Here is a 20932-nt window from a genome sequence, read left to right as displayed (position 1 = left end):
ACCTCGACGTCATCGAGAGCCACCCCGAGTGGCTGGGCGCCCCCTTCATCGAGGAGGCGGAGTACCTGCGCAGCGTCGACGAACGGGCGTGGAGGAGCGAGTACCTGGGCGAGGTGACGGGCACGGGCGGCTCGGTGTTCAACAACGTCGTCTCCGTGCGCCTGTCCGACGCGCGGGTGCGGGGCTTCTCGCGCACGCGCTGCGGGGTGGACTGGGGCTGGTTCCCCGACCCGTGGCGGTTCGTGCGCTGCGGGTGGGAGCCCGGCGAGCGGAGGCTCACGATCTTCGGCGAGCTCTCGGCGAACAGGAAGACGCCCTCGGAGACGGCGGCGCTGGTAACCGATGCGCTCACCTACGCGGACGAGCCCGGCGAGGACGCCTACCTGCACGACGAGCTCATCTGGTGCGACGACACGCCGGACGGCAAGCAGAGCATGGCGGTGTGGCGGCGCGAGGTGGGGCTGCGCGTGCGGCCGGCGAGTAAGAGCAACATGAGGCGGCTCTCCTAAGAGTGGCTGGCGGGGCTGCGCGAGATCTGCATCGACCCGGAGCGGACACCGCTCGCCTACGAGGAGTTTCGCCTCAAGGAGTACGACCGCGACAGAGACGGCACGTGGCTCGACGACATCCCGGACGGGAACGACCACAGCATCGACGCGGTGCGCTACGCGATGATGGACGACGTGCTGAGGGGATAGGCTTGCGGGCGTTCTTCTCGCCCCACTCTGATACGCAAGGCCTTACATCTGCCGCGGCGGTGCTCGGGCGCTTGCTTATGGGCGACCCTCGAGCGCCTCGAGGTAGACCCCGGGATGCCACAGGCTCGCCTCGCCGTGCCGCCAGCCAGGGTGCTCGACGAGCGTGCTGTCCGGCATGGCCTCAGCCAGGGCGCGCGCCGAGCGCACCATGACGCGGGGCTCCTTCCCGCCGGCAAGGATGGTAGCCCGCGCCCCGCAGCCAGCGAGCTCGGGCCTCAGCCGGTAGGAGCTGTTCGCCCGCATGAAGGCGATCATGTCCCGCTTCGAGATGGCGCAGCTGTCGCGGTAGTAGGGCTCGTAGAGCTCCTCGGGGAGGTGGAGGCTCGCGAACTGCGCCCGCGCGAACCAGGGGCGCCGCACGAGCGGGTAGCTCAGGGCGACGGCGGGCGCGACGAGGGCGCGGGCGGCGCGCATGGGGAGCACGAGCGCGCTCTCGATGACGGCGTGCTCCGCGATTCGCGGCCGCTGCGCAAGGACCTCGAGGGCTACCTGTGCCCCAAGGGAGACGCCGCCAAGCGCGTCGACGTGCCCGCCGAGCACGCGGTCGATGAGGGCAACGAGCTCGGAGGCGTTTTCCTCGATTGACGTGAACGGTCGGTCCGAGCCGGCGTGCCCGTCGAGCACGGGGAGCACGACGCGGTACCTGTTGGCGGCGAGCAGGTCGGCGACTGCCCGGTAGTTCCACCACGAGAGGCCGCCCCCGTGCAGGAGCACAGCCGTCCGCGGGCCCGAGCCGAGCGTGTGAGTGACCATCCTGATCCTTTCGACGGGGACATTGCCCGGGCGGCGCCGTTGGAGGCGGGCGCGCGCTTTGGTCGGCGCATGGTCGCTCGGCTCTTCTCGCCCCGTGCGGACATTATACGGGGCGCATGCGGGAGTTTTCCACATTGGGGCCTCCGGGCGCTCTTCTCGGCATGAGACGCTTTGGAACGCTGGGCAACGGAACGCGCGGAGCGCCGGGAGGTTATCGACAGCCTCTCGCGAGAATGTGGAAAGGCGCTGGTGGAGGTGCATGCGCGTGCGTTCTTCTCGCCTATGGCGCAATTCAGTTGGCTACTGAATCTCGGGCGTTCTTCTCGCCTGGCGCCCTTTGTTCTTTGCCTTTGTGACGGGCGGGTTCAATGGGCGTATTCGGACGAGGCGGGAGGTGAGCCCATGGGCGCGAACGATGACGAGTACTGGGTGCCGGAGCATGTGAGGGCGTGGCTGGGGTCGCTCGGGTTCTCGCTGCCGCTGGAGGACATGGAGCCGCACATACGGGCGTGGGATAGGTGGATGCGGGCGCTCGGGGACTTCTACGACTATCGGGACACTGACGGGGTCGGGCGGGTGTACGAGGTGCACCGGCGCTCGATCCACCCCGCGATGCGGGTGTGCCGGGAGTGGGGGTCGCTGCTGCTGAACGACCGGACGCAGGTGGCGTGCGACGACCAGGCGTGCACGGACTGGCTCGCGGCGTGGATGGCTCGGACCGGGTTTCTCGCCTCGGCGCAGGAGTGCGTGGTGCGGGCGTTCGGCCTGGGGACGGGCGCGTGGGCGCTCTGGGTGGACGCGGGCGCGGGCGAGGTGCGCGTGCGGCGCTACGACGCGCGGATGGTGGTGCCGCTCACGTGGGACGAGGAGGGCGTGACGGAGTGCGCGTTCGTGACGCGGGCGTTCTGGAGGGGCAAGGCCGTCGACCAGGTGCAGCTGCACCTTAAGGGCGCTGCCGACGCGTTCTTCTCGCCTGGCGAATCATCTGGAGGGGCTTCGGCGGCGGGTCCTTCTCGCCTGACTGACGATGAAAGCGAGGGCACGTACCGGATCGTCACGGCCTGCTTCGACCGCGACGGGAACCGCGTCGAGCCGGAGGGCGTGTGCCCGGCGTACGACACGGGCTCGGTGTGGCCCACGTTCGCCATCGTGAGGCCCGCCATCGACAACACGCGCGTGGACATGTCGCCCTACGGGCAGTCGGTGTTCGCGGACGCGGTGGACGCGATCCAGGCGGTCGATCTCTGCTACGACGCGATGATGTCGGAGATCGACAACGGGAAGATGCGCGTGTTCCTCTCGGACGTGATGTTCGACGTCGAGAGGGACGGCAAGGGCGGGCGCGTCTCCATCCCCTTCGGGCGGCAGGACTGCACGGTGTTCAGGAAGGTCATGAGCACTGAGGACACGATCCACGAGTTCGCGCCCACCCTGCGCACCGAGGCGCAGGCGCGGGCGTTCAGGGTCGCGCTGCAGACGCTCGGCGACCTCTGCGGCTTCGGCATCAACTACTTCGACCTCGAGAGCGTCGGCTACGTGAAGACGGCCACGGAGGTGTCGGCGGACAACTCGGCGCTGATGCGCAACATCAGGAGACACGAGCGCGCGCTCGAGGGCGCCATCGCGGGGATCTGCCGGGCGCTCATGGCGGCCGAGCGCAGGCTCGGGGTGGAGCTGCCCGACGAGGGGCTCGTGCGCGTGACGTTCGACGACAGCATCATCACGGACACGACGGCGGAGAAGCGCCAGGACATGGACGAGGTGGCGGCGGGCCTTCTGGAGCCGTGGGAGTACCGCGCCAAGTGGTACGGCGAGGGCAAGGCGACGACGAGGCGCAGAGGGGTCGCTGCCGGATCTGGCGCGGGCGATGGCGGGTCGGAGCGCGTTGACGCAGCCCAGGCAGGGGTGCCGGGGCGCGGGCGCCGCCGCGAGGAGCAGGCGGCGGGCGCGCCGGCGCGATGAGAGGGTGTCCAAGGCGAGGGGCGCTGACACTCCGGCGCACGCGCACGCGGGCGTGGGAGCGGCCGCGCCCCGACCCTTGGGGTGAGGGCTGCGGCGCCGGTGCGGGCGGCGGCTGCGACCCGGCGCATGCGTTGCGGCTCCCCTGCCTGGGCGGACGGGGTCGTCTCGGGCTCAGACTCCTTCGGGGATCCGGATCGCTGCTCATGAGCGCGTGACTGCCGTGCAAAAGCCCAGGGGCGACGTCGCCACGGAGTCGCGCTCGCTGCTCCTCCGTGAGGGCCGCAAGGACGCCCACACCCCACCACCACCCGCGAACGAGGACGAGAGGGCAGCAGCCCATCTGCCGTGGCGGAGTGCGCGCCGCCGCGAGGAACCGACCCGACCTGCGCACTTCAAACTCCCGTCAGGCCATGCCCAGAGCGTAGGCTGTGTATGCGCAGCGCCGCGAGGGACAGACAGCGCAGCCGGAGTGTGCGACCGCCGCGAAGGGCAGACGGCGCAGCCGGCTGACCTGAGCCGGGAGCAACACGTAGGCGCAGCTGGCTGGCCCGAGCCGCGGAGCAATACACAGCCGGAGCGGCGGGCATGGCCGTGAGTGGCGCCCTCCGCGCAGGGCGGGGCGGTTTCCGAGCCGTGCGCGCAACGGAGCGGAGGCAGGTGGGCTGCGGACGACCCTCGACGGGCAGCGGGTGGTGGGGTGTGGGATTGTCCGTCGTGATAGCCGGGACGACTATTCCTGGAAGTAGGTGTCCAGCAGCTCGGACAGCTCGATGCCGAACTCCTCTTCGTAAGACGCGTGTCGCTCCGCTTCGGCGATCTCGAAGTGGTCGCCAACCCCGAGCAGCACGACCGAGACGCCTGGCCTCGTCCATTCGCACGCCTCCAGCTCCCGTAGGGGCAGCCCCCCGTCGACGACGGTGACCTCCTCGCCAGAGGCGTAGAGCGCGAACTCGTCCTCGAAGTCGCTCGCGAAGCCCGTTTCGCCATTCTGGATGGAATTCCAGGGACGGCCGCGAAGCTCTTGCTCGCTGGCGATGAGCTGGGCAAGCCTGGCGAAGCGGCGGGGAGAAGTCTGGCAGAAGAGGGCTCCGGGCTCCTCCGCGCTTTCCGTCACGTACAGGCGACTCACCCCTTCGAGCAGCCTCTCCGGGATGGGTACGACAACGTCTTGCGAGACAACCGCCTCGTGCGTCCCGTAGAGTAGGGGCATTTCGGGGTCTCTCCTGCGCGCGAGCGCGGCGCACAGCTCACACGCTCCCCTGGGGTCCTCTTCGCCGTCGTCGTAACCGTAGAGCGTGGGCCCCGGCCACGCGGCGCCTACCGCGCTGGCAAAGTTTATTGAGGCGTCGCCGCGGTCGTATGCCCAGCGTAGGGCTTCCTGGCCCACCCGAGAGCAGGATTCGATCCAAGCGGTGTCGCCCGGCTCGGGAGAAAAGCTGACAGTCTCCTCTCGCCCCGAAAGCCCTGGAGTCCGTGACATCAGGCGAACGAGAGCCTTCGTCAGGCGTTTCGCAGCCGCCCCCTCGGCCACCTTCCAGAGCGAAACGGCGTCGTCGACGCTCGCGAAGTTATGGTGCCCTATCGTCGCGGCACCGAGCGCGTCGTGCGCACGGCCCGCCGCCAGCAGGAGCCTACGGAGGAGCTCGATGCAGCTGGCGAGGCCGTAGATCCCGTCGGCGCTCCGAAAGAAGTCCTCCAAGTCGAAGCGGGTCTTCCTTCGAGGCGCCGCGAGGAAGGACTCCATGGCGCCTACGGCGCTGGCGGCGGATGCAGTTATGGACGACGCGCTCGTGGACATGGCACCGTCTTCCGACAGAGCCTGAGTGGCGAGATTCAGTCTCGAGCCGAGTGGCAGGAGCTCCCGGCGATCTTCCTCCATAAACTCCGAGATCTTTTCTCGAGCGAACCTCTCGAAGGGCTCCTCCAGCACAACGACACTATTGCCGTCCGTGGTGTCGTATCTCCAGGCTGAGGAGAGGAACACGTTGCGGAACCTGATGTAGCCAGGACCCCCGCACTTAGGCGACTCGAGATTGAAGAGGTAACTCACGAACTCGTCCAATGCACTGGGATCTAGGAAGAGAGGCGCACCCGCTTCTGGGCTCCGGGACTCAGCCAAGTATCGGAGCGTTTCGGCGTCGATGCTGTCAGTGCCGATTTCAACGATGCCAATATGCCTCCAAGTGCTCACTGTAATCCCTCCTTATTGCCCTGAGCACATTCTCTCAACGGCACCCCCAATGAGAAACTTTGCAGGAGCGCAATAATGCGTGCCCCTCTCGAGCCAAGCAAGAGGGCAGCCACCAAGACACTGTGGCAAGAACTTACAGTCTTTGCACTCCCTCTCCGCCGTCACGCTTCTGCTCAGGAACATTTCCTCTCGCTCGGGTTTGCTGAATTCAGGGTTTCCGAGCTTGGCGTATGCGTACTCGATCTGTCCACACTTGTCGAAGCATTTGTAGAGGTAGCCGTTGGAATCGACGCAACAAGACAGCTCGTGGACCGCTGCACACGTCGTGCCGCGCTGCAAGAGGCTGGAGATCGAATCTGAAATAAGCCCGGCAGAATCAACTGCGCTGTAGAACTCCCGGTACTCCGACGGAAGGAAGCATGCACACCTAGTACGTTCGTCCTGCGTCTCCTCGGCGGTCACGGGCGCAACGTACGGAATGACGTTGGGTAGTCCCTCTGCCCAATTGTAAACCTCGTCGATTTCGTTGAGGTTGTCCCTGTCCACATTGATGCGCAGCTTCACCGTGAAAACGTCGGAATCAAGCGAAAGGATGTTTTGAACGATCCTGTCATAGGTTCTCCCGCCCCCGCGGAGGCGACGGCGTCCGTCATGCGTGTCGCGGGCTCCATCCAACGTGATTTGGACGGTCCAGCTCGAGGAGAGATTGCCGAGCTCTTCCGCAACCTCTCGGTCGAGGAGGTAGCCGTTTGTAATCATGGAGGTGACAAGTCGCACGCCGCACGCAGAACATGCCTCTCGAGCGCCCGTCACCAGACGTCGAATCGCGGGAAGGGCGAGAAGCGGCTCGCCGCCCGTTACGCAGAGGGTGAGCTCGGACTCCTTATACTCTCCATCATCACCGCAGGGGGGAAGGAGGCGTGAAGCTACGGTTCCGATATGATCGACAACCAAGTCCTGCACTTCCGCGGACATGATGCCTGACGTATGGCTTTGGAAGCAGTATGGGCACTCAAAGTTACAAGCTAGAGTTGTCAGCACCGTAATCGTTGCATGGGTACGGTCTCTCTTCGACCGCCTAAGCCCCTCGCTGAGCAGGGCGACCTCATCAACATCTCTGGGTATAATCAGGCCGGATTTTGCCAGCTCTTCCCGCTCTCCATCCGAAAACTCGTCTATGTTGCCACTTTTCAGCTCGCGAAGCTCCCGCGCGTCCAGCTCGGACACCGAGCGAGAGAAGGTGTTCACGACCACCGCGCCCCCCTCTGGCATCGCGTGGATTACGTTGAACTCTGAAGGCTTGTAGTTGCCCCCCATGATGCACCCCCTAATATGCGCCCCGGCGAGGATTCCATTCGACTCGCCGGGGCGGGCTTATTGCCTCAAGGCCAATTCGAGCTGTCGTGGGCAGCTGCGGCACTGACTTTCCAGCCCTGCCCATGGTGACAAGCAAACTGAGCTAGATTTTACGAGCGCGTGTTGCGCCCACAGGGGAAATCGCGGAGAGGGTCGCAGCCGTGCGAGGCAGCAATCAGCTTCTCGGGTGCCTTCGCGAGCTTTTCAACGGCTTCGACGGGCTTTACGATGACCTTCATAAGTCTTCCTCCACAATCTAGAGATATACGATGAAATATACTTAGCGAGAGTTACGCCCGCAGGGGAGATCGCGGCACTCGCTGCAACCGGATGCCGCAGCGACCAGCCTCTCGGGCGCCTTGGCGAGCTTCTCGACAGTCTCCGCGGGCTTGACGATGGCCTTCATGGGTGTCCTCCTTTCTCGTGCCTCATCACTTCAAGAGGGGTGGTGTACTAATTGTTGCTGGGGCAGCTGGGGTTCGAGCAGGTGGAGCCGGTGTCGTTCTGAATAGCGTCACCGCCACAGTACGGACAATCGAACTCTGCGCCTTCTGCGCCCCCATCATCAGCGAAATACACCTTAATCATTACTCTCACCTCCTCCCTCTCCGCTTGTTCTGGTATTTACTTTAACGGCGCTATGAGAAAAAAATAGGGCGTCCTGCAGCTCGCCCCATCGCAGGCAACCTGCGCCGGTTTTACGACTCCTGATATCGTCCCCACGGTTTGGGGCACATAAGAATATGCCCCTGAATTCTCATCTGCTGGGAAAGATAATATGGAATAGATAGCTTAATGGTAGGTAGCTTAATGGAAGCTAATGCCCAGTCTGTCGGCAAGACCATATTAGCGGAGGTGAGCCTTTCATGGCGGATTTGATTTATTCGGACTGGATGATCGGTCTGCTGCAGCACCTTGGGACGAGAGCCCCTGTGGAGAACGAGTATCGCTTCCGGCAGAATATATACACGCTTGTCGATCTCGATGACGATGCCGGAAAACGTGCTGCGGGAGGAAAGAAGCTCAAGAGACCTGGGTGGCCTGTTCAGTACTTTGAATCAATTGACGGTAAGCCTAGCAAAGAGAATCTGTTCGAACACGTTAGTTCAGCCCTAGCGAAGATTGGCAATTACTATGGTGGCCCTCTCTTGATGGCACGCGAAGCCCGAGCCTATCTTTTGGGGCACGGTGTTGTGATAGACGAGCTTGATGTAGCCGCCGGGATATCTGACTCCAGACGGAAGCGGTCTCGTCCCTGCCTGCCTGAACGTTGGGAGGATTGCCCATGGGATGGCGATGAGTGGGAGGCCTTCTGCGGCATCTTTGTGAAACATTGTGTCCGCGAGAGAAGCGACTCTGTAAAGAACGACGGGCTTCTTTGCCTTCCGTTTGCGGTCCTCGCCGACACTGCCAGACGGGCGGAAAGGCGCGACGGGACGACTATTGATTATCGGCCAGATTCGTTGGGCCCTGTTTATCAAAGACTTCCGAAAACGGAAATCGACTTTCTTCGCACTCTTCTCCCGAAACGAGCGCTCGTCTATTTGTTGGGCAAGGTCGAGATAGCCGAACATTCCGAGGACAGGTTGGTCGGTCAGCTTATTCACGGTGGGAATGTTGATTGGCTCTGTGGCGTCCTTTCTGAGTTCTTCTGTTCAGACGGGGGAAATCGCTACTCGGTGATGGTCGTAAATGCTAGAGAGGTCCTTCCCCTTGGACATGACTTCGAATTGCTTCGGGACAGATCGTCAAGACTGTTTCGAGAGCTCAAGGAAAAGTCGGCAAAACCAGAGCGTGTCGCACAATCATGGAGTGAGATTCAAGAGCATGCCAAAGGGGACGGGGCACGGCTTCTTTCAGCATTTACCCTATCGCTTATAATCGGACCAGAGTCTTTTGACCTGATTAGGACGGTTCTTCGGGGAAGATGGGGCTAACAGCTATGAATGAGATCACCATAGATTCTTCAGAGATTGAGGAAATAATGTCTGGACTACTTACGCCTGACGAAGAGGCTAGCGAAGACGGATCAGATTCAGGCTGCGAGCTTTGGACCCTCTCGTCAATCAATGACGCTTACACGAGCTCTATAAGCCCTCAGCGTGCATCGGAGGTTTCAACACATAGGCAGCATATGTCTAGAATTGCTGACTATATAATTAATAATTCAGATAAAATATCTGGGTCGAGAGCTGACTGGCATAATATTTGGGTTAGGTTTTCTACGGACGGAGATTTCATATCCTCGTTAGCGTTAGCAGAAGCAGGTCTTCGGCGTTTCCCATGTGATGCCATTTTGCTTGCCGATGCGATTAATGCTGCTGGGCAGATTGGTGATTGGGCAACGGGCGACAGACTGGTGGAGCGGGCCGAGTCTCCTGATTATCGTGCGGATGAAGACTGGAGGCTGGCAGTTTACGTTGCAGACTACCTCTGCTCCAAGGCTCATGCCCAGGGACTTTCGGATAGGGTCTCGACCTACGAGAGGGCTTTGAGGTTTGTCCGCGAGGCAATCGATCGGCTGCCTCCAAACGACCATCTGATTAACAAAGAAGCGGAGATACTCATTGATTATGGAAAGGTGGACGAAGCTCGGGGGATACTTGAAGGGGCGATTTTCCGTAGAGATACCATTGCAGAAGGAGTTGCCGATCCAACACGCATTCCTGTTCCCCAGTGCTGCCTTACCTACTTGGAGAAAATTCTGGGCGATAGCTGCGAGTATGATACGATAATTAAGATCGCTGACGCGGGGATTCGGTTTCTGAAGATTGCGCAAACGTCTGTCAAGGTCCATTACTTTTTCTATCGAAAAGCCCTTGCGATGGATGGAAAGATCCATATGGCGTCTGGCGGTGCCCAGACAGCAAATCAGGATTACGTCCGGAACGCAATGCGTACTTATGCAATTGCCTATGCTCTCGCCGATCCCGATGAGATTCGCGATACGTGCAGAGCAAATTTTCTCGTACTTGGAGTATTGGGAGGAATTGACGACCTAAAGATCAACGCGTTCTGCTCAAGTGCGACAGATATCACCTCGCAGTAGAACGGCAATTTGAGTTAACTGGCCGTCCGCGTTTGCCGCGCGACGGCGCCGTCGCAAGTTCTGTGGTGGCGCCGTCGCGCTCCTGCTTCTATAGGGCGTGTATTCCAATGCCCTACAAACTATGTTCCCTCACACCTACCGTTAGATACACACAGAAGAAGAGGAAGGGGGACCATCGTGATTGAGCAATTTGTTGTATCGAAGCAGGACTGTGAAAAGCTGAGGGTTTGGGCGGACATTACGGACGGACCGGCACTGCTAATACAGTTATCTCAGCATGGGGACATCGGTGAGGACGCATTGATTGCCAAGCTTGCCGCCTCAGTTTACGAAAAAAACGTTAGAAATGGGATTCATCGGGCGGATTCCCATCGAAGGCACTTTGCGCATAGAAATTTCCCATATGCAGGGAGCCCCTCCGATGTTGAGCGCTTCAGAGATGAGCTCGAGGATAGTGCAGAGATCACGAACGAATTCTATGGTGTCGATTGTATCGACCTCACCGGGTGGGTCGGAGCGGACCCCTCCAAGGGAGGTTGGGATACGTTGGTGCATCATGTCCAGGCGCACCCCCACGTAGACTTCGTGTTCACAGCTCGTTGCTCCGAGAAGCGCCTCGCAGACCGGCTCGCGAATCTTATTAGCGTGTCCAGCGGAATTCCGGTCGAAGTGATTGCCCTACTTCCACCAAAACCCGTAATGCTTACAGAGGTCATCTTTCGTGGAGAGGGTACAGGCCCCGGCTTCGATGTCTTTGTCTCTTGGTTTGAAAATCTAGATGCGAGCTCCTTGGAGGTTAGCTATGCCATCTCGCGCGGCATCGCATCAAAGGCCCGTATGCTCGGAACCGACATCAATGACCCGAAAAGCGTCGAGGAGCTTCTTGACGAGTACGGCAACGCCGTCGTGGGGCTGTACAAGACGAGCAAGTTCGGGTTCTAGCGAGGTGATTGAGTTGACCGGAAACAGATTCGCGTCCGAGGGAGACATCGCAAGGAACAGCGTTTGCTGCAACGTAAGTGATGCCATCGAGCTTCTTGAAAGGAAAGGAGGATATGCAAGCCTCGTTGAGAATGAGGCAGACAAGCGTAGACTCGAGGGTCTCTGTCCCGACGGAGGGCTCGTCGTTGGCTCTCGCGCAAACGGATCCGTGCAGGTTGCGTCCGGGGACAGCCACTCGCTCATTGTCGGCTGCAGCGGAAGGGGAAAGACCCGGAGGGGAATCATCCCCATGGTCGAGACAATGATCCTCGCGGGACACAACCTCGTCGTCAACGATATGAAGGGCGAAATCGTCGAAGCCCTAGCCGGACTCCTGAAACTCATGGACTACAGCGTCTTTGTTGTCGACCTGCGCCACCCAGCATGCTCTCCCGACAAGTACAACCCTCTTTCCGCAGCGTGGAAGTCCTGGAACTCCGGGGATCGAGACGCCGCATCTCGAATGATTCGGAACCTCGCCTTCACCATCTTCTCCAATTCGGCTGAAGCCCACGGAGTCGATCCTTTCTGGGAAAACTCTGCCCAAGATTACTTCACTTCACTCTCTCTTGGCATGCTTGAGGCGAAGTGCGATCTCGAGGAGTTCACTCTTGAATCCGTTGCGGCAATGGATCGCGACTCGATGGGGTATTCGAGGGGCAGGGGGCCTCTGGACAAGTTCTTCTCCCACATGAAGGGAACTATTGCGTCGGCGGCGGCGGCTGGCACCCTCGGCGCCCCGGAGGAAACGAAGGCATCCATCCTCTCAGTATGGCGCCAAGACATGAGCATCTACAGCTCCCAAGAGGGCCTCATGAGCGTACTCTCTTACTCGAACTTCGATGCTTCCGTTCTTGCTGAGAAGCGAACGGCAATATTCTTGATCTCCCCTGACGAGCATTCAGAAATTGCACCAATCGCGGTAGCGATTCTGGGCCAGCTTATGACTCAGGCGATCGCGCTTGCCGAGGCAAGTGACGAGGCTCGTCGGCAACCCGTCGACTTTGTCCTCGATGAGTTTGGCAATCTCTCCAAGCGCATACCGAGTTTTGGAGAGGTTATCTCTGCCTGCCGCAGTCGTGGGATTAAGCTGCACCTCTGCGTGCAATCGGACGCCCAGCTTGAACACGTTTACGGAAGGGAGCTCAAAGGCGTCATCGTCGGAAACATATACAACCAAATGTTTCTTGGAACAAGGGACCCGGAATACCTCAAGCAGTTCAGCGAGCAACTCGGCGAGTACGTCTCCCCAGGTGGTAAGACGATGCCCAGGATGACGCGCGGCCAGCTGCAGCGCCTGGAGAAGCGCGCCAACGAAACTGAGGCCGTTGTCCTCATGGAGAACCTTGTCCCTTTCGTTGCAACTCTTCCCGACTACGAGTCAATCTGTCCGCTTTCCTCAAAGGTCGGCTGTGAGACGAAAAACGCGAAGGCAAGCCGTCTCCCCCCGATCCCTCGGCGCGTGTTCGACATGAAGTCTCATGTCGAATCTTGGGAGAGCGAGAAGATGAAGCAGCTCGCGGAAACATGCATCCAAGAAAGGAAGGCCGCCAGGAACAGGGAGTCCGCGAAATCAGTCGAGGAGCTCCTTCAGTCCATTGGCATAGATTTGGACGACAGCAACGAAGAGTGAGCGGGAGGAACATCATGACACTCCAAAACGGCACCGCCATAGATGTAGCTAGCGCTTTCCTTCGGGAGCGAGTCATTTTTCTGGCAGGAGCAATCGACGACTCTCTCGCAAACAAGGTTGTTTCCCAGATTCTTCTGCTCGCAGCGGACTCGGACTCGGACATCACTGTTTACATCAATTCCCCCGGCGGTAGCGTCTCCGCAGGACTGGCGGTCTTCGACACGATTCAGCACGTGCCGTGTGACGTCAGGACCATCGGTATCGGCATGTGTGCCAGCATGGGGGCATTTCTTCTCTGCTCCGGCACTCCAGGGAAGCGAGCCGTCCTCCCGAACACCCAAGTCCTGATTCACCAGCCCATCGGAGGAGCGTCGGGACAGGCTACCGACATCGCGATAGCGGCCCAGCACATCCTCGAGGCCCGCGAACGCATCAACAGAATCATGGCGGAGAGGACGGGAAACTCGCAAGAGACGATCTCGAGAGACATGGAGCGCGACCACTGGATGTGGGGTGCCGAAGCGGTTGAATATGGAGTCGCGGATAGGGTAATCGAGCCGGATCGCCTATGCTGAGAGGCGAAATCAAAACAGTTCGTCCGCAATCGCCAATCCACAGTAAACACTTCTCCGACAAGATTCGAAAGGTGATGACATTATGGAATCGATTCATGAGGGAGCGACTGGATTCTCCGCGATTTCAGAAGACGGCGAAATCCTGCAGTGCACTCCCATGTTCCGCTGCGGCAAGCCCTGGACAAGCGGGGACGTCATAGTCTACACAGACGGATCGCTTGACGACGAGGGAAATACGAGGGTATTTGCATCGAAATTCAATCCCGACGAACTTGTGGGGGATGCCGAGTATGCCGCCCTCTCCCTAGAGCCCCTGGAGGAGCAGGACTGGGAGGCCGTTGAGCTTATCTTGGATTTGATGCAAAGTCTTACTCTCACCGGTATGGAGAAGGACGAGATGAGCGGCGTTATCGCTGGAATCATGAGTCGCGGACCAGAGTTCGTCAGGAAGACGATTCGCTCCTTATCAGATGATACGGATGACCGAGGCACTGTAGGATAAGAATCAGAGAAATGCACTTGTGACACGCCCGTACCCTGATCGAGACGTCAGGGTGCGGGCTTTCCTCTTGCCCGCCTTACTGGAAGGACGGGCAGATGGATGGCTTGCAGGACGAGACGAAGCAGGTCAACGAGGGCGCGGCGCAGCAGGCGCAGGGCGCGCCGGCGCAGGTGAGCGGGGACGATGGCGCCGCCGCGACCCCCAAGGTCGACGACGGCGCCGCCAAGGCGCGCGAGGACTACGAGGCGGCGCTCAAGGAGCGTGACGCGCGGATCGCGGAGCTCGAGGGCGAGATCGCGGAGGCCGCGAAGACCGCCGAGGGCGCGGAGGCCCTGCGCAAGGAGATGGACGAGCTCCGCCGCAGGGGCGACGAGGAGCGCGTCGGATTCGAGCTGCAGCTCGCGGGCGCGCGCAACGTCAAGGCCGCCCGCGCGCTTCTCGCCGACCACGACAACGACATCGAGAAGCTCAAGGCCGCGGAGCCCTGGCTCTTCTCGGCGCCCGCCGCCCCGGCGCCGGCCGGCGCGACGGGGCTGCCGAGCGCGGGCGCCGCCGGGGCCGACGAGTCCACGCAGATGAGCCGCTGGCGCAGGATCGCCGGCCTTCCCGAGAGCGAGGAGTAGCAGATGGCAAACAGCATCGCCTACACCAAGAACTACACCGCCGTCCTGGACGAGGTCTACAAGAGGGCCGCGTGCTCGACGTGCCTGAACTCTCCGCGTCGCATGGCGCGCGCCGGGCGCAACGCCAAGGAGATTATGGTCCCGAAGATCGAGGTCACGGGCTTCGGCGACTACACCCGCAACGTGGGGTACAAGACCGGCTCGATCGCCTGCGAGTCTGAGACCAAGACGTTCAACTACGAGCGCGGCATCAAGCTGCTTGCGGACGTGATGGACGTCGAGGAAGCGAGCATGCTCGACTGCTTCTCCTCCAACGCGGAGGATACACTTTCTTGTTGAGTTATCGCGGACGGCATAGTATGAATGTATCGACCATGCAGCAAGAGGGGACAGCATGACTTTCTCCGAGGTACAACAAGAGGCCTTGGCGTTTCGAGACGCCCGAGATTGGCTGCAGTTTCACAACCCCAAAGATCTCGCTCTTTCGATTTCTCTCGAGGCGGCGGAGCTCCTCGAGTGCTTCCAGTGGAGTGGGGACAATCTCAGCCCCGAGGGCTCTAGGGCTCGAGTGTGCGAAGAGCTTGCAGACGTGATGATGTACTGTATCTACCTTGCCGATGTCGAGGGGATTGACATACCTTCGGCACTCCACGACAAGATAAGGCGTAATGCCGAACACTATCCCGTCGAAAAGTCGGTAGGCTCACCTAAGAAGTACACCGAGCTTTAGGCTTCAAATTGAAAGTACTTCCTCAGTCGATTGCGCAGCACGGGATTCTTCACGTAGATGTGGGTGCCATAGATGCCGCGGGTTAGCAGTACGTAGTAGATGTTTTTGATGTACTGATCCAGCTCGCTATCCGATGCGGTATTCTTCCCATTTCGATCGTAGTAGCTGTTCTTGTTGGCTCCGATCTCTTTCGACTGAGAGTCATAGTAGAGGTCATCGCCGATGAGAACATAGGTATAGCTAAGATCGTATCCCTGGATCGAGTGGATGCAACCAACCTCGTGAGCGGCCGAATCATCCGTCATTCCTATGCCGACCCAATTGTCATAGGTGCGATTCCACCGGAGCCGCACTTCATCGATCTCGATGTCATATGCGTTGGCATCATTCTTAGAAAGCCACTTCCATGCATAGCCGGCGACCATTCGGCTGAGCTCGTGCTCGTGATATGTTGACTCAAAACTGCTGTAGAAGCTCTCAATCGTGTCGTGAAATACCAGCTCGTAGCCCTCAAACCGTGTTGGTGTGGGGTTGTGGTTCATAAGGATGTCCGCGATGTAGTCGAGATATGCCTTCCCGCCCTTGACGCGCATCTGCGTGTCCAGTCTTATGGGGTTCTTCATTGCTGGTCCCAAGGCGGCCCGTATGTCGTTCTCCAGAACGCAGGACGGCCCAACGGTCTGCAGAGGATCATAGAAGAAAATCGGCAGCTTAGTTACATTTAGCAGCCACTCCACTTGGTTTGTCTCTTTGGGAAGACCGAGAATCTGACTGGTTTTGTCGAAATTCCCGTATTGGGTTCCGAGGTTTACCCGGCGCTTCAGTCGATGGGCCTCGTCTACGAGCACGATGTCAAAGCTCTTCTCGCCGTTCGAAGAATAGCCGTACTTTGATTTTACGAGGTCAAGTGGTCCGACGACATCATCTTCCGAGAGCCCACTCACCGTTTTTAGGGCGCTCCGAAGCGTGTTTCTCAGAGATGTGACCGGCTCAAGGAGGCGGATGTTCATTCCCTTGTAATCGGGGTTGTCCTTGAGTTGCTTGAGGAGGTAGATTGCAAGAATGGTCTTTCCTGTGCCGGGCATGCCCTCCACCACTACGGGACGCGCGTTCTCAAGCCCTGCCTCGATTGCCATCTGAATCTCGTCAATTGCGACTCGCTGGTCTGGGGTCAGCCCCTTGAATGGCGAGTACTTGAAGACCTCTGACTCCTCAATCTCATCGATGGTGTGCTGCGCTAGTTCAACTTTTCGGAGCTCCTCCCAAAGGTCCTTGAACATCTCCGCGTATTGGGACTTGCAGAAGTAGTTCGTATCGGTCATTCCGTCGTTCTTGTTGGTGAGGCGGTACTTGCCATCTGCGTGCATGAGGCCAATGAGCCTGTGCTCGTAGTCGGTGATGACGGAGCTATTGAACTCAGCGTTGTAGATCAAGTTGATGGTCGTGAAGTCCTTCCGCTCCTCGTTTGCCCCGTGTTGGTTCATCCTGTTGGCGGCACTGGTTGTCTGCCCAACATAGGCGGTGGTCTCATTTGCCAAGATGTAGACGAGGGGCCAGTTGGTGATTACGCCTTCCTTGAAGTCAACATCGACAAGCTCTTGGTGTTGTCCGTAGACAAAGTCGGTGCTCGAGATGTAGAAGGGGGAACCTTTGGGCTTCTCTGCAGAGATATGAGTGGGAACTTCAATCATGTTGGTTCCGTCCCTTGCGGTTGTCCAACGGGCTGCTTGCGAGCTCAGTACAGCTATTCTATCCGTTACCCTAGAGGTATTGAATTCTCTACTGCATGCCTTATTCGCAACTTCGGGCCCATAGGTCTTCCCATGGACAAGCGGGAGGACCTCTACGCCAACTACTGGCGCAAGATCGAGGAGACGCTCGGGGCGGACAGCTACGACGAGGTCATGCACAACTGGCTCACGGTCGTCAATGCCCCTGCCAGCATCGCCGCTTGAGACGTTTATCCTCTCTTCAAGCGTAACATCGCGGACAACGGCTACGACAAGCCTAAACAGATGGCGGACCTTCTCAAGGAGCTCCACATTCAAGTGGGGCCTCTGCTTGCTTTCCACGCTCGAGAACAGCTGGCACGTGAAAGATCCGCTGGACTTCTCGGGCGGGACCTTCACCAATGCGCCCACCCTCTTCGTTGCCGGTCATCACACGTTTATCGCCAGCGGTCCGGGATATAGGCGTTTCGATTCTTCCAGAGGAGACTCGTGCGTTAGCATGCTGTGGAATGGGCGGGATTGCCTCGGCGGCAGATTGAGATAGTCCACCGCTTCGTGGCGTCTCCAACATTTTCCGGAATGCATGGAACGCGTTGATGCGCGACGAATAAAGGAGCCGGGTCATGATCAATCGAGCTCGTCTAAATGAAGTGCTCGTAGAGTACAAGAGGAACTTTGTTGCCCGCCAGTGGGGCGAGGAGAAGTACAAGTGGGAGGCCGTGAAGCACTTCCAGGACAACTGGGACGTGAATGCCGACGACTTCGCGGGCATGCTCGAGCGCTCCCTCGCAAAGACCTACAACCTTCTCGCTTCCATGAACAACTTTCCGGCAAGGATGCTCGTGTACTTTGCGAAAGCCGCTCCAGAGGAGGTTCGCTCCCTGTTCATCGCTCTGTTTGATGAGAGCGGTGACTACTACGGGCGCATCAATGCGTTCAAACAGGGCTTCGCAACTCTGCTCGAGAGGTACGGCAATGGTGCTGGCCAGCATTATCAGACTGAGAACGCTATCACCACATACCTCTGGTTGCGCTATCCAGATAGGTACTACATCTACAAGTTTGGCGAGGTGAAGAATGCGGCGGTAGAGCTTGAGGCAAGCTATAGCTTCAAGAAGGGTGCCTATGCAGATAACATTCGAAATCACCTGGCGTTTTACGATGAGGTGTGCGTTGAGCTCAAGAAGGACGATGAGCTCGTAAGGCTGCTGGGCTCCCAGATTACACCCGAATGCTACCCAGATCCCGAGCTGCGTACGCTCACTATCGACGTGTGCTTCTACATCAGCCGGTACATCTCCGGCAAGCAGGGGATTGCTGCAAGCGATTGGTTCCCCGCAATGGCCGAGTACGATCCAGGGCTATCCGCAGAAGACTGGCTGTCGCTGCTGGGGGACGAAACGGTCTTCACCGAGAGTAGTCTGGAGATAGTGAAGCGCCTCAAGGACTATGGTGGGGCCGCGACCTGCACCCAGCTTGCGGTGAAGTACGGAGGCACCAAGAACTTCTATAACTCAGGTTCCTCGGCGCTTGCAAAGAGGGTGGCGGAGAAAGCTGGTTGCCCAGTTATTGGGCGAGATGCGGGTAGCCCTATGTGGTGGCCTGTCCTCTACGTTGGTCGCCCGGCGGGCAAGGATGAAGACGGGTCCAATACATGGAAGCTGCGCGACGAGTTGTCGGATGCAATTGACCGCTTTGATATGTCTCACGTGGCGCTCTACGCGTCAGACTCTGATGGCGAGGACTCCCATGGCTACTGGTGGCTCAACGCCAACCCCAAGATCTGGAGCTTCTCCGACATTGCCGTCGGCGAGGTCCAGTCATACACCCTCTACAACGAGAACGGCAACAAGCGTCGCATTTTCCAGAACTTCCTTGACGCAAAAGCCGGAGACATGGTCATTGGCTACGAGTCAAACCCCGTGAAGCAGATCGTTGCCATTGCCAAGATAACCTCAGAACAAGACGGCGAGCGGCTCTGCTTCGAGAAGGTCGAGGGGCTTGCTACGCCCATTGACTACCAGACGCTGCGCGAATGCCCCGAACTCGAGAAGATGGAGTACTTTGTCAGCCCGCAGGGAAGCCTCTTCAAACTGACTCCTGGCGAGTATGACTTCATTCTCGACCTCATCCGAGAGGAGAATCCTCTTTCTGAGGAGAGGGCGGCTGAGCGCTACGGTCGGGAGGACTTCCTCAAGGACGTCTATATGACCGAGGAACGATACGACAGGCTCTCCTCGGTGCTTCGCAACAAGAAGAACGTCATCCTGCAGGGCGCCCCCGGCGTGGGGAAGACCTTTGCTGCCACCCGACTCGCCTGGTCGCTTATGGGCGAAAAGGACAATGGTCGCATCGAGTTCGTCCAGTTCCACCAGAACTACTCCTACGAGGACTTCATGATGGGCTATAAGCCCCAGGGTGATACCTTCGAGCTGAAGTACGGCGTGTTCTACCGCTTCTGCCAGAAGGCGGCCAATCAGCCCGACAAGGAGTTCCTCTTCATCATCGACGAGATCAATCGCGGCAATATGTCAAAGATATTCGGCGAGCTTTTGATGCTCATAGAACGGGACTATCGTGGACATAAGGTGACGCTCGCATACAACGGACTGCCTTTCAGCGTGCCTCCCAACCTCTATATCATTGGCATGATGAACACAGCCGATCGCTCGCTGGCGATGATTGATTATGCCCTTCGCCGTAGGTTCAGCTTCTTCGAGATGGAACCGGGATTCGACTCTAGGGGCTTCATTGCGTATCAAAAGTCGCTCAAGAGCGACACGCTCGATGAGCTAGTGGCGAAGGTCAAGGAGCTGAACGCTGAGATAGCCCGCGATAAGTCGCTCGGACGAGGCTTCTGCATCGGGCACAGCTATTTCTGCGGGCGCGATAGCGCTTCTGACGAGTGGCTTCGCGAGGTTGTTGACTATGACATCCTCCCGATGCTATCCGAGTACTGGTTCGATGACGAGGCCAAGGTTACGCGCTGGGAGAACGTCCTCCACGGGGTATTCCAGCAATGATCAAGGACAAGAGCATTTTCATCAAGAACATCTACTACATGCTCTCCTATGCGTTCCAGGATCTACGCCCCGATCGCGAGGATGACGTTGCGGGCGAAGACTTCGAGCGGATCCACGACCTGTTCTCCTCGATATTAGCGAAGGGCATCGCACGCCAGCTCAAGCAGGGCTTGCATCGCGAGTACCTGAGCCGGACTGAGGACCTCATGGCGCTGCGGGGGAAGATTGACCTGCCGGGTACGATGAGGAGCCGCCTCGCTCGCAGGCAGGCCGTCTCGTGTGAGTATGACGAGCTGTCCGAAGACAACCTGATGAACCGAGTCCTCAAGACGACGGCAATGATGCTGTTGCGTCACGGGGATGTGAGCACGGCTCATCGTGACGAGCTGAAAAGACCCATGCCGTTCCTTGCCGGCGTGGAGGAGATTGATCCTGCCGATATTCGATGGTCGTCCATTCGCTATACGCGTAATACGCAGAGCTATCGCATGTTGATGTCGGTGTGTCAGCTGGTACTCCAAGGAATGCTGCTCACGAACGAGCGCGGCGAGATGCGGCTTATGACCTATATCAAGCCCGAGTATATGGAACGGCTCTACGAGAAGTTCATTCTTGAGTATTACGCCGCCGAGTGTCGCGTAGCCAAGGCCAGCTCTCCGCAGATTAAATGGGCGTTGGACGATGGCTTTGGAACGATGCTTCCTGTGATGCAAAGCGACATCGTGCTTAGCCGGGATAGCCGTGTCCTCATCATCGATGCAAAGTACTACACGCACTCGATGCATGTAAACTGGGATGTTCGTCGCATCCATTCGGGCAATTTGTATCAGATCTTCACCTACGTGAAGAACAAGGAGGCAGAGCTTGCCCGCACGGGGGCGTCGCATAAGGTCTCCGGGATGCTGCTCTATGCCAAGACCGACGAGGATATCCAGCCTGACGGAACTTACCAGATGAGCGGAAACCAGATAAGCGTGAAGACGCTTGACCTCAATCAGCCGTTCGATGTCATTCGGGCCCAGCTCGACGCTATTGCCGAAGAGCATTTCCTCTAGGGGGTGTATCG

19 protein-coding genes and 1 pseudogene are annotated in these 20932 nt (G+C 59.0%); 14 read left to right on the top strand and 6 right to left on the bottom strand.

The window, feature by feature from the left end:
* Positions 1-509, top strand: a pseudogene (locus tag B5F85_RS10815) (terminase); the annotation flags it as partial.
* Between the two features lie 264 nt (positions 510-773).
* Here the strand turns inward: B5F85_RS10815 and B5F85_RS09405 are convergent.
* Positions 774-1511: an alpha/beta hydrolase gene (locus B5F85_RS09405; RefSeq protein WP_087316641.1), complete on the bottom strand. Its 738-nt coding sequence runs from the start codon at positions 1509-1511 to the stop codon at positions 774-776.
* 402 nt (positions 1512-1913) lie between these two features.
* Here B5F85_RS09405 and B5F85_RS09400 point away from each other — a divergent pair, with 402 nt between their 5' ends.
* Entirely contained in the window at positions 1914-3473 is a 1560-nt protein-coding gene (locus tag B5F85_RS09400; protein ID WP_239386845.1) for a hypothetical protein, read from the top strand.
* 730 nt (positions 3474-4203) lie between these two features.
* Here B5F85_RS09400 and B5F85_RS09395 read toward each other — a convergent pair.
* The 4 genes from B5F85_RS09395 to B5F85_RS10940 all read right to left on the bottom strand — a co-directional run bounded on the left by B5F85_RS09395 (position 4204) and on the right by B5F85_RS10940 (position 7426).
* The gene (locus B5F85_RS09395; RefSeq protein WP_087316639.1) at positions 4204-5664 is read right to left on the bottom strand and encodes a hypothetical protein; all 1461 of its coding nucleotides are present in this window, start codon (positions 5662-5664) and stop codon (positions 4204-4206) included.
* A 12-nt stretch (positions 5665-5676) separates the two neighbouring features.
* Entirely contained in the window at positions 5677-6981 is a 1305-nt protein-coding gene (locus tag B5F85_RS09390; protein WP_087316637.1) for a radical SAM protein, read from the bottom strand.
* A 149-nt stretch (positions 6982-7130) separates the two neighbouring features.
* Positions 7131-7259 (bottom strand): hypothetical protein, encoded by a 129-nt coding sequence (locus B5F85_RS10945; protein WP_255373665.1) that lies wholly within the window; start codon positions 7257-7259, stop codon positions 7131-7133.
* Positions 7260-7300: 41 nt separating this feature from the next.
* Entirely contained in the window at positions 7301-7426 is a 126-nt protein-coding gene (locus tag B5F85_RS10940; protein WP_255373664.1) for a hypothetical protein, read from the bottom strand.
* Positions 7427-7886: 460 nt separating this feature from the next.
* On the opposite strand from B5F85_RS10940, the gene B5F85_RS10595 reads away from it, so the two are divergent.
* From B5F85_RS10595 to B5F85_RS09360, 9 genes are all read left to right on the top strand, one after another.
* Entirely contained in the window at positions 7887-8957 is a 1071-nt protein-coding gene (locus tag B5F85_RS10595) for a hypothetical protein (RefSeq protein ID WP_143786171.1), read from the top strand.
* 5 nt (positions 8958-8962) lie between these two features.
* Positions 8963-10069, top strand: coding sequence for a hypothetical protein (locus B5F85_RS10590; protein ID WP_143786170.1), 1107 nt, complete (start codon positions 8963-8965; stop codon positions 10067-10069).
* A gap of 177 nt (positions 10070-10246) precedes the next feature.
* A complete protein-coding gene (locus tag B5F85_RS10715) occupies positions 10247-11011 on the top strand; it encodes a hypothetical protein (RefSeq protein WP_158094597.1) in 765 nt (254 codons plus the stop codon).
* A gap of 13 nt (positions 11012-11024) precedes the next feature.
* A complete protein-coding gene (locus B5F85_RS09385; protein ID WP_158094596.1) occupies positions 11025-12683 on the top strand; it encodes a type IV secretory system conjugative DNA transfer family protein in 1659 nt (552 codons plus the stop codon).
* A gap of 14 nt (positions 12684-12697) precedes the next feature.
* Positions 12698-13258 carry an ATP-dependent Clp protease proteolytic subunit gene (locus tag B5F85_RS09380; RefSeq protein ID WP_087316633.1) on the top strand — a complete coding sequence of 187 codons (561 nt, stop codon included), beginning with the start codon at positions 12698-12700 and terminating at the stop codon, positions 13256-13258.
* Positions 13259-13340: 82 nt separating this feature from the next.
* Positions 13341-13760 carry a hypothetical protein gene (locus B5F85_RS09375; protein WP_087316631.1) on the top strand — a complete coding sequence of 140 codons (420 nt, stop codon included), beginning with the start codon at positions 13341-13343 and terminating at the stop codon, positions 13758-13760.
* 95 nt (positions 13761-13855) lie between these two features.
* Complete coding sequence (locus tag B5F85_RS09370) at positions 13856-14383, top strand: hypothetical protein (RefSeq protein ID WP_087316629.1); 528 nt, start codon at positions 13856-13858, stop codon at positions 14381-14383.
* Between the two features lie 3 nt (positions 14384-14386).
* Complete coding sequence (locus B5F85_RS09365; RefSeq protein ID WP_087316628.1) at positions 14387-14722, top strand: hypothetical protein; 336 nt, start codon at positions 14387-14389, stop codon at positions 14720-14722.
* Between the two features lie 55 nt (positions 14723-14777).
* Complete coding sequence (locus tag B5F85_RS09360; RefSeq protein WP_087316626.1) at positions 14778-15113, top strand: nucleotide pyrophosphohydrolase; 336 nt, start codon at positions 14778-14780, stop codon at positions 15111-15113.
* On the opposite strand, the gene B5F85_RS09355 is transcribed toward B5F85_RS09360, so the two are convergent.
* On the bottom strand, positions 15110-16804 hold the full coding sequence (locus tag B5F85_RS09355) for a DUF2075 domain-containing protein (RefSeq protein ID WP_087316624.1): 1695 nt from the start codon (positions 16802-16804) through the stop codon (positions 15110-15112). The genes B5F85_RS09360 and B5F85_RS09355 overlap by 4 nt on opposite strands.
* A gap of 132 nt (positions 16805-16936) precedes the next feature.
* Here B5F85_RS09355 and B5F85_RS10935 point away from each other — a divergent pair, with 132 nt between their 5' ends.
* The 3 genes from B5F85_RS10935 (at position 16937) to mcrC (ending at position 20921) form a co-directional block, all read left to right on the top strand.
* Positions 16937-17068: a hypothetical protein gene (locus tag B5F85_RS10935; protein WP_255373663.1), complete on the top strand. Its 132-nt coding sequence runs from the start codon at positions 16937-16939 to the stop codon at positions 17066-17068.
* Between the two features lie 398 nt (positions 17069-17466).
* Positions 17467-19866, top strand: coding sequence for an AAA family ATPase (locus tag B5F85_RS09350; RefSeq protein WP_087316621.1), 2400 nt, complete (start codon positions 17467-17469; stop codon positions 19864-19866).
* On the top strand, positions 19863-20921 hold the full coding sequence (gene mcrC / locus B5F85_RS09345; RefSeq protein WP_087316619.1) for a 5-methylcytosine-specific restriction endonuclease system specificity protein McrC: 1059 nt from the start codon (positions 19863-19865) through the stop codon (positions 20919-20921). Before B5F85_RS09350 ends, mcrC begins: the two co-directional genes overlap by 4 nt.
* Positions 20922-20932 lie beyond the last annotated feature (11 nt).

The sequence above is a fragment of the Olsenella sp. An293 genome (assembly GCF_002159495.1).
GTDB lineage: Bacteria > Actinomycetota > Coriobacteriia > Coriobacteriales > Atopobiaceae > Thermophilibacter.
The sequence above is the reverse complement of the archived record's forward strand: the minus strand, read 5'-3'. Positions and strand labels throughout refer to the sequence as shown.